The organism is Streptomyces sp. Ru71 (assembly GCF_002920535.1).
GTDB lineage: Bacteria > Actinomycetota > Actinomycetes > Streptomycetales > Streptomycetaceae > Streptomyces.
Genome location: NZ_PQSS01000138.1, coordinates 1 through 8,895, shown reverse-complemented (window position 1 = coordinate 8,895; position 8,895 = coordinate 1). Strand labels below are relative to the sequence as shown.

General features: G+C 69.6%; 6 protein-coding genes and 2 pseudogenes. 2 read left to right on the top strand and 6 right to left on the bottom strand.

Going from position 1 to position 8,895, the window contains the following annotated elements; translation table 11 throughout:
• Window positions 1–57: 57 nt before the first annotated feature.
• Window positions 58–2,043: a hypothetical protein gene (locus tag C3489_RS37350; protein WP_103786586.1), complete on the bottom strand. Its 1,986-nt coding sequence runs from the start codon at window positions 2,041–2,043 to the stop codon at window positions 58–60.
• A 163-nt stretch (window positions 2,044–2,206) separates the two neighbouring features.
• Between C3489_RS37350 and C3489_RS39760 the strand changes: the two genes are divergently transcribed.
• On the top strand, window positions 2,207–2,329 hold the full coding sequence (locus C3489_RS39760) for a hypothetical protein (protein WP_258055125.1): 123 nt from the start codon (window positions 2,207–2,209) through the stop codon (window positions 2,327–2,329).
• A gap of 357 nt (window positions 2,330–2,686) precedes the next feature.
• On the opposite strand, the pseudogene C3489_RS37345 reads toward C3489_RS39760, so the two are convergent.
• The 3 genes and pseudogenes from C3489_RS37345 to C3489_RS37335 form a co-directional block, all read right to left on the bottom strand.
• Window positions 2,687–3,175: pseudogene (locus C3489_RS37345) on the bottom strand (transposase); the annotation flags it as partial.
• A gap of 456 nt (window positions 3,176–3,631) precedes the next feature.
• A pseudogene (locus tag C3489_RS37340) lies at window positions 3,632–3,843 on the bottom strand (exonuclease SbcCD subunit D); the annotation flags it as partial.
• A 24-nt stretch (window positions 3,844–3,867) separates the two neighbouring features.
• Window positions 3,868–4,803: a LysR family transcriptional regulator gene (locus tag C3489_RS37335; RefSeq protein ID WP_103786585.1), complete on the bottom strand. Its 936-nt coding sequence runs from the start codon at window positions 4,801–4,803 to the stop codon at window positions 3,868–3,870.
• 71 nt (window positions 4,804–4,874) lie between these two features.
• Here C3489_RS37335 and dapA point away from each other — a divergent pair, with 71 nt between their 5' ends.
• Complete coding sequence (dapA, locus tag C3489_RS37330; RefSeq protein WP_103786584.1) at window positions 4,875–5,792, top strand: 4-hydroxy-tetrahydrodipicolinate synthase; 918 nt, start codon at window positions 4,875–4,877, stop codon at window positions 5,790–5,792.
• A 553-nt stretch (window positions 5,793–6,345) separates the two neighbouring features.
• On the opposite strand, the gene C3489_RS38930 is transcribed toward dapA, so the two are convergent.
• Window positions 6,346–6,534, bottom strand: coding sequence for a hypothetical protein (locus C3489_RS38930; protein WP_181139997.1), 189 nt, complete (start codon window positions 6,532–6,534; stop codon window positions 6,346–6,348).
• Between the two features lie 400 nt (window positions 6,535–6,934).
• On the bottom strand, window positions 6,935–8,494 hold the full coding sequence (locus C3489_RS37320; RefSeq protein ID WP_103786587.1) for a DHA2 family efflux MFS transporter permease subunit: 1,560 nt from the start codon (window positions 8,492–8,494) through the stop codon (window positions 6,935–6,937).
• Window positions 8,495–8,895: the final 401 nt, after the last annotated feature.

Here is an 8,895-nt window from a genome sequence, read left to right as displayed (position 1 = left end):
TGTTCCTTCGCCCCGGCCTCCCGTAGCCCGTCAAGGAGGTGGACGACGGCATGCGGGTCATTGATGGGGGCGTGCGCGGCACGGTTGCGGGCCAGGCAGGGCGGCGGCCTGCTCCTTCGCGCCGGCCTCCCGCAGCTCGTCAAGCAGGTCGTAGACAAACCACTGGTTATCGATGGGGACGTGCGCGGCGGGGTTGCGGGCCAGCAGGGCGGCGACCTGCTCGTCCGCCCCGGCCTTCCGCAGCATGCGGAGCAGGCGGGCGACAGCGTGCGGGTCATCGATGGGGGCGTGCGCGGCGGGGTTGCGGGCCAAGAGGGCGGCGACCTGCTCGTCCGCCCCGGCCTCCCGTAGCCCGCGGAGCAGGTCGGCTAGGGCGGGGCCATCGAGGGTGACGTGCGCGATGGCCCATTGAGCGGGGCGGGTGTCAGTGGGGTGCAGGGTGTGGAAATGGTCGACGAGGGTGGTCGCGGCGTGGGCGTTGCCATGGGCGGTGGCGTTCTTGAGAAGTTGGCATGCGTCCTGGTAAAGGCCGCGGTTCCAGGCGGCGTTGCCGAGCGCGGTCAGGTCGGCGGGGTGGGCGTGGTGGGCGGCTGCGGTCCAGAAGGTGATCGGGGGGATCTGGTCGGCGCGGTGGCGGCGGCCGTACTGGTCGAGGTAGTCGGCCAGCTGGTAGTGCGGCCTCTGTGCCTGGCGGGCGAGCGCACCGGGAGCGCGGCTGGGAGCTGGTCGACGGTTGCGCTCATTGCTGGGCATCGTGGGCGGGACGAGGGTGAGGATGCCGGGGATGCCGTTGCATTCCTGGGTGACGTAGGCGAGTGCCTGCTCCTCCCAGTCTGTGCCGGTGGTTTTCCGTTGGGTGTTGGTGAGATAGCCGGGTGCGGCCTCAGTCAGCCAGTCCAGCGGGAGATCAGGGCCGGCGCGGAAGCGGCGGGCGTCCATGGCGGCGTGGATCAGGGCCCGGGTGGCTGCCGGGGCTGCACGGTAGCGGGAGATTAGGACGGGAACCCCGGCCAGGTACTGGGTGATCTCACCGTCCTTGGCGTGTGCGGCGGCGTCGGCGAGGCGGGGATCAGCGTGGCTGGCGGCGGCGAGTGCGTCCAGGTCGGGCTTAGTGAACGCCTCCGGCACGTCGATCTCGTGACCGGTCAGCAACTCGCGGGCGTGCGCGTACAGGTCCGGGGTCGTGCGTGTGGTCAGCTTGTCCCAGTGCTGGGGCCACAAGGCGGCCAGCACCAGCACCGGGCCCCGGGTCTCATCACGCAGCAGGTCTCGCAGACCTGCTGCGACCCGTTCGCCGAGCGGGCCCGCATCCTCGCCTAGGTAGAGCTGGGCCTCGTTCAGCCACACCACGGTCTGGGGAGCGACATCGGGCAGTTCAGCCAGCACTGCCTCCGGGCGTGTGGGGTTGATGGGATGCCACAGCCGCCAGGTGTGGGGCAGTTGCCGGGCTGCTTCCCACAGCGCACGGGTCTTGCCCGTGGACGAGCCACCGACCACGACAGCGATCTGGCTGTGCCCTGCCGCTGCGGCATCGACGATGATTTTCAAAGACGCGTCGTGCGCGCGGGGAATGTAGGTGGGCAGGGCACCGAGCCTGTTGTCGACGCCGGCGTTCAAGGCCGGGTGGACCTCCAGATCGGTCAGGACGACCTGGTCGTCGAACTCGCTGATCGGACGCCCCGCGCCGGTGGCCAGCCGGGCCTTGACCCACAGATCGCGTACTCGGTCTGACAGATCCTTCTCGTTCCAAGCGGCATGGCGGGCCAGCACCTTGGCGACCGACACCGCATCTGCCTGGTTGGCTGGCAGGGACGGGGCGCTGATGCAGCGGTGCACTCTGTCCCGGCTCGGTGATCCTGGCAGAGCGTCGTCGTCGGCGACCTCCGCGGCGATCTCGTCCAGGGTCGGGGCCCCGGCCGCCAGGTATGCCTCGTACAGCAGGTCCTTCAGCTCCCGCAGAGGCGGCGGCCATCCCACCCGAGCCCGCTCCAGGACTCGCGGCCGCTTCCCATCGGGCTTGCCCGCCCGCTCGTCGCGACTCATCGCAACATCATCCCTCACCCGTGCGACCCGCCACGGCTAAACAGGGACGCAACAGGGGCGGGTTGGCGCCTTGTCGCAACCGAGAGTCGATCTTCACGCGGGGCTGAGCGTGGACAGCAAGCCGGCCGGCTGCCCACCTGAAGGCCACGACTGTGGAGGACCCATGCCCCGCACCCCCCTGACACGACGCGAGCGTCTGGCCCTGGCCGGTGCCGCCCTGAAGGGCGCCGTCTCCGGAACCGTCCGGGCCGTCATCACCTGGCTTCTTGAGCAGCTCACCCCGTAGCCCGCAATCGGGTCACGAAAGAAGCAGCGTGCTGGGCCGCCGAGCGCGCGGCCCAGCACGTCTCAGGGCAAGCGTGCCTCAAATCCCAGAACCGGTGTCATCAGCCTGACCTAAGGGGGAACAACCAGCCACGCTAGATAAAGGTGCGGAGACAGGGAGGTCCCATAGCGCGCCCTACGCATCGCTCCGGACACCGCCGTCAGGGAACTCGACTTACCCGAGCGCTGGGCCATGCGTGGTGTGGGCCGTAGCCGGAGCCGACGCAAGAAGGCGATCGAGTCGGCCGCCCCGCTGGAGCCGACGACCAGCACGCTGTGGTCCTCGCGGGACGGCCCTTAGAGGGCATCTGATCAATGTTCACGCCGTTGAGGGCGGGATTTCTGTTTCGATTCGCCAGGTTGGTGTGGATTCTCCGGTCAGGTGGCGGCTCATTTTGTTAGCCATCGCCCGGTGGATCGTTGCTCGGGATCTCTGCGGCAGGGCCTCGTAGTCCCGTGCCAGGCGATGGTGCTGCATCAGCCAGCCAAACGTGTGCTCGATCACCCACCGCTTCGGCAGCGGCTGGAACCCCTTCGCCTGCGGCCGCTGCACGACCTCCACATCGATGCCCAGCCCGGCACCGTGGTTGAAGATGCTGCTCTGGTAGCCGCCGTCGGCCCAGACCTTGGTCACGCTGGGATGCGCCGCGGTCAGGTCGTCGAGCAGGAGCTTGCCGCCGGTGGTGTCGTGGACGGATGCGGCGGTGACGAGGACGGCGAGGACCAGGCCGAGAGTGTCGGTGATCAGGTGTCGCTTGCGTCCTTTGATCTTCTTGCCGACGTCGATGCCCTGGCTGGTCTCGGCGACAAAAACATCCCAGAACACCAACTACCTAGATCAGATGCCCTCTTAGCCGTAGCCCACGTTCCCCACATCCGGGTCAGCGCTCACGCTGGTGGCACTTCCCAGAACGCAAGCGCCTGCTATTGCGAGGGCCGCCGCGCCCCTTCCTGCCTTGATCGTCCGGTTCAAGGTCCCACCTTGAGTTGGCTCGCACAGGTTTGGCCTGCCTGATCAACTTAGGGGGCAGAGCTAACAGTTCAGCAACAGCAGAGCAATGCTCGGCAGCCGCCTTTACCCGGTGAGGTGGATCTTGCAGGTGTCAGGCCGTCCCTGGACGGTCCGAGTCTTTCGTCGGGGCGGTAGCAGCGGGGCCACCCGCTCCCGCAGGTCGTCAGGAACATGATCAGCACGCATTCCGGATTCCCTGCCGACCAAGACCGCCGAGCATAAGGCCCGCCGCTGGCACCGCCGCCGACAACGAGCGGCGGATGCGCCTGGAGTCCTACGTCTGTCGCTGGCCTGGCCGCCGGTGACGAAGACGTGCGCGAGGACCACCGAGCGGGTGCCCGGCGCGCGGGTGGCCAGGTCGGCGCGGACCCGGTCCATGGCCGCGCCGAGCACCGCCTCGTGGCCCGCCGTCTCCACCCCGAACTCGTCCTTGACCAGGGACGGTTGAGGTAGGGCAGCCCGTAGACCGGCTCAACTCACTGAAGCGATCAGTGAGGGGGCACGGCCCGTGGTGCCACCGCTGTCCGCGCCGCCGCGACGAATGCTGCGATCGCCGGGTGGGTGCCGCCCCCCGCGCGGAAGGCGACCTTCGAGCGGCGGAAGAGGGGCAGCCGGGTCAGGACCACGTTCTCGGGGGCGTGTGCGGTGGCCATCTGCGGTACGAATCCGGCGCCTTGCCCGATGGCAGCCAGTGCCAGGACCGTACGGAAGTCGTTGACCTGATGGCGGATGCGCGGCTGGAAACCGGCCGCCTGACAGGCGCGTACAGCCATCGCGTGACCGGTCGTGCCGTCCCGGGCCGTGATCCACGGGGCCGTGGTCCACGGTCCGAGCAGCTCCGCCAGCGTGTCACCGCGTTCGGCGGGACCTCTTGCGGGACCGGTGTCGGTGGCGGCGCCCGTGGCCAGGTACATCGGCTCCTCCAAGAGGGGCACCTGGTCGACCGTGGTGTCCGGGGAGGCGGGCACGAAGTCGTAGTCGTGGACGAGGGCCACGTCGAGTTCGCCGGCGCGCAGGCCGTCGGAGACCCGCGCCGAGTCGATCTCCTGCACCATCGGTTCCAGCGCGGGATGCCGCCGAGCCAGTTCGGCCAGGGTGGCGGGCACGATCGCGGGGCCACCAGAGGGGAACGTCCCGATCCGCAGCGGCCCGCCGATGCCCTCGCGTGCCCCGGCCAGCTCGGAGACCGCCAGTTCCAGGCGTTCGAGGACGGCGTCGGCGTGGGTGACGAGGGTGCGGCCGGCGGGGGTGAGCACCACCCGTCTGCCACTTCGTTCCAGCAGGGGCACGCCGGCCTCGCGCTCAAGCACGCTCAGCTGCTGGGAAACGGCCGAGGCGGTGAAGGTCAGCGCCTCGGCGACGGCCGCGATGGTGCCGCGTCGGTCCAGTTCGCGCAGCAGGTGGAGACGTCGGACATCGAGCATAAGGTGAGCTTACGCATAGGCGAAGAAACATAAACTGGATCTACTGGGTTTGTGTCGGTCAGGCTGGACGCATGAAGCCCGAAGCAAACCTCACCGGCCTGTTTGTCCCCTTGGTGACCCCGTTCACCGACGACCTGCGCCTCGACCCGGACGCGCTCGCCCGGCTCGCCAATGAGGCACTGTCAGTCGGCGGCGCTCGCGGACTCGTTGCCCTGGGCACCACCGCGGAGGCGGCCACGTTGACCACGGAGGAGAAGCAGGCCGTGGTCCGTATCTGCTCGGCCGCCTGTCGGGCACACGGAGCTCCGCTGATCGTCGGCGTAGGCACGAACGACACCGCCGCCGCTATCACGGCACTGCGGGAGCTCGCTCAGAGCGGTGACGTCGCCGCGGCGCTGGTTCCCGCGCCGCCCTACACCCGGCCCGGTGAAGCGGGAACGCTGGCGCACTTCACGGCACTCGCCGAACACGGGGGTCTGCCGCTGGTCGTCTACGACATCCCGTACCGCACCGCTCAGCCCCTCAGCACCACAACCCTGAACGCGCTCGGGCACCTACCGCAGGTCGTCGGGGTCAAGTACGCGACCGGCGCGATCGACGCAGCCGCGATGGAACTGCTCGGCTCGCCGCCACCGGGCTTCGCGGTGCTCGGCGGCGATGACGCCGTCATCTCGCCGCTGCTCGCGGCGGGCGCTCGCGGCGGCATCCTGGCGTCGGCCAACGTCCGCACCGCTGACTACGCCGAGCTCATCTCGCTGTGGCAGCGCGGCGCCGCCGGACCGGCCCGCAGGCTGGGGGCCGAGCTGGCCCGGCTGTCCGCCGCGCTCTTCGCCGAGCCGAACCCGACCGTGATCAAGGGGGTGTTGCATGCCCACGGCCGTATCCCCAGCCCGGCCGTCCGGCTGCCGCTGCTGGCCGCCTCCGCCGATTCAGTCCGGCAAGCGGCAGACTTGGCCGCCGCCAGGACCCCCCAAGAGACCGCGGCCTGACACCGGCGGGGCATCGGGCCCGTGGCCCTCTGGGGAACCCGGTGGACTTCGACTGCAAGCCGATGAGGCCGCCCGCTCCCGCACCACCACACTCCGAACGGTGCGCGCTTCCCAGGCGGCCGAGGAGGCGGTCGATCCACAACATGGACCTGCCAGCGGATGTGATGATGAGGTCGCAACGGTGGCCGAATGACGGATGAGATCCAGAAGACAAACCTGGCGGTCGAGAAGACGGTGCACCTGCTGGCCGCAGAGCAGGTAGCCCGATTCTGGGAGACCGAGTCCGTGCTCCCCGGGATGTCAGTGGGTGGGTTGGCCGGCCACCGATCCGGCGACCTGGCCGCGCACACCGGCCAACCTGGAGCGGCTCGCTGCCATCACCCGCGTAGCCGACGCCCGCCGACGCGCCCACGAGGGCCCCAAGGGCCCGGCACGTGCACCGCCCCGGCCGCCCTGTCCGAGGGCCTGGCGCAGGTCGCGGCCGCCACCGAGGACGACGCGGCCTCCCGCGCCGCCGGCCGCACCGATGGCATCCACTCCCACGGTGGTGCGGCTACCGGTGGCCGCCGGCTGCGAGGTGCGCCGAGTGCGCCAGCACCAGGCGTTCGTCGCGCATCGCCTCCAGGGTGTCGGGGGTCCGGGACGACGTTCGCCGTGAACGGATGATGCAGCGGGCGATGCCCGGCACCGCCATGGTGGGGGAGTCCCGTGCCCAGTCCCGCAGCGCGGACAGCGTACGCACCCGACCTGGTCCGAACGCGAAGCTAACTACCTGCACGTTGTCACCACGCACCCTGAGGAAGGCGGGGCATCCGAAAGTAGGTGATCAGCAGTCCCGGGCGGCCAGGGGTGCCCCAGTGTCGAATTGGTCATCTAGTCATCTGGCCCGGTCCGGGTGATGCGCAGTCGGGCGTCTTCGAGATGGGCGTCCAGGGGGACACCACTACGGAGGATCGCCGCACCCTGGGTTGTCCCGGGCGGGAGTGCCACCAGCGGCGGGTGTGCTGCCCGAGGTCGAGCCGATAGAGGTCGCCGAAGTGCCTGGTCGTTGGAACGTCACCCTGGCTGTGTCACTCGGCGTGGACGTCGGTTCGATGCGAGTGGGGGAGTCACGCTCCACCCGTCGTGTGGGTATGTGTGAGTCATCGGCGTCCTCGGTGGCGGAACCCGTGGTGGTCCGCTGTCGGTCGTCCCGGGGTGATGGCGGGCGGGGCGTCCAGCGCGCAGTGCAGGGGGTGTTGCTCGACGACGGTCTCTCTGGGGCCGACAGCGGCATGGACTGGCCGATCGGGGTTGCGGATGATGGCGGCGGCGAGCAGCCCGGCCAGGACGCACAGGGCTCCCGAGATCAGACAGGCTGTGCCGAAACCTGCGGAAAAGCGGTCCGGATCGAGGTAGGCCGCCCCGGTGAGCCCTGCAGCGGCAGGTAGCACTGATACAGCGATCAGACCGGCAGCGCGGGCAACGTCGTTGTTCACTGCTGACGCCGCGCCCGCATGCCGTGCGGGTGCGGTGGCGAGGGCAGTGGCCGTCAGGGGTGCAACGGTCGTGGCCAGGCCGAGTGCCAGTACCAGCACGGCCGGCAGCACCTCCGTGAGGTAGTCCGCGGCCGCGCCCACCCGCGTGAACAGCGCGATGCCGCTACCGACCAGGACGGGACCGATGCTCATCTGCGCCCTGGGGCCGATCCTGGCGGCCAGGGCACCCGAGCGAGCTGACAGCAGCAACATCACCGCAGTGAGCGGCAGGAGCGAGATGCCGGCCTCCAGGGCGGTGTACCCGGACACCTGCTGCAGTTGCACCGGCACCAGAAACAGCGCACCGCCGAGCGCCCCGTACAGCACGAAGGTGACCGCATTGGTGGCATTGAACTGGGCCGAGCGGAACAGCTCCAAAGGCAGCACCGGGTTTCGTGAGCGACGCTCCCACAGCACGAAGGAGCCCAACAAAAGCGCCCCCGCGGTCAAGCTGCCCAGTACCACCGCACCGGTCCAGCCGCTCGACGGTGCCTCAATGAGCCCGTATGTGATGCCCACCAACCCCAGCGTCACCAACGCCCCCCCGACCACGTCTACGCGCTCGGGGGCCTGCGGGTCCCTCGATTCCGGGACGTGGAGCATCGAAATGGCGATCACGGCGGCAGCCACCGGCAGGTTGACGGCGAAGATCCACCGCCAGGACACCGCTTGGATCAGCCAGCCGCCCAGAAAGGGACCGATCGCCGTGCCGACACCACTCAGACCCGACCAGGCGCCGATCGCCTTCCCCCGGTCATCGGGTGCAAAGGTGACCTCCAGGATGGCCAGACTGCCCGGAGTGAGGAGAGCGGCGCCAACGCCCTGCAACGCCCGGGCAGCGATCAGCGTAGGGGCGTCGGGTGCCAATCCGCACATCAGCGAGGCTGCGGCGAACCAGGTGACCCCGATGAGGAAGAAGCGTCTGCGCCCGTAGCGGTCGCCCAGCGCGCCGGCCACCAGCAGCAGGCCCGCCAGAGTCAGGGTATAGGCGGTGACCACCCACTGGAGCGCGGCCAGCCCGGCGTGGAAGTCCTGGCCAATGGCCGGCAGCGCGATGCCAACGACGGTAGCGTCGATGGACGCGACCGCGGAGCCGAGCACGGCCGCGGTGAGCACCCAACGCCCCTGTCCACTGGCATACGCGAGCCCGGCGCCATTGCCGGGGACGGTAGACCCGGTTGTCATGACCTCGGCCACCTCCTGGGAATCTCCGACTGCCGCCGACCACGGCCACCGGCCCGTGGCCGCCGTTTTGGAGCCTGGCCGTACGCGCCACGATCACAGCCGCGCCTACTGGGTACACCGTAAGCGGGTACGGCCCACTCTCCAGCGTCGGCGCCGGCCGAGTACAGCCCGCGCCGTCCGACACCGCGCTTCAGCGGTTTAGGTGGTTCACCGGCCTGCGGGGCAGCAGCCCGGGGGTGGGGGCTGGAATCCAGGGATTGCACAGCGCATCAAGTGATGCAAGGCTTGCCCTTCAACGTGTGAACCTGGCACCATGTCAGGAAGCCCCACCCCGCACCGGCCTCCGAACCACCGCTCACTCTCCGCAAGTCAGCGCCCTCGGCAACCCCTCTTGCAGCCAG

What these genes read in the sequence shown, in the direction of transcription:
- C3489_RS37335 (WP_103786585.1), bottom strand. Translation starts at nt 4,803, where the DNA reads ATGCTCGATGTCCGACGTCTCCACCTGCTGCGCGAACTGGACCGACGC.
- C3489_RS37320 (WP_103786587.1), bottom strand. Translation starts at nt 8,494, where the DNA reads ATGACAACCGGGTCTACCGTCCCCGGCAATGGCGCCGGGCTCGCGTAT.
- C3489_RS39760 (WP_258055125.1), top strand. Translation starts at nt 2,207, where the DNA reads ATGCCCCGCACCCCCCTGACACGACGCGAGCGTCTGGCCCTGGCCGGT.
- dapA (WP_103786584.1), top strand. Translation starts at nt 4,875, where the DNA reads ATGAAGCCCGAAGCAAACCTCACCGGCCTGTTTGTCCCCTTGGTGACC.
- C3489_RS37350 (WP_103786586.1), bottom strand. Translation starts at nt 2,043, where the DNA reads ATGAGTCGCGACGAGCGGGCGGGCAAGCCCGATGGGAAGCGGCCGCGA.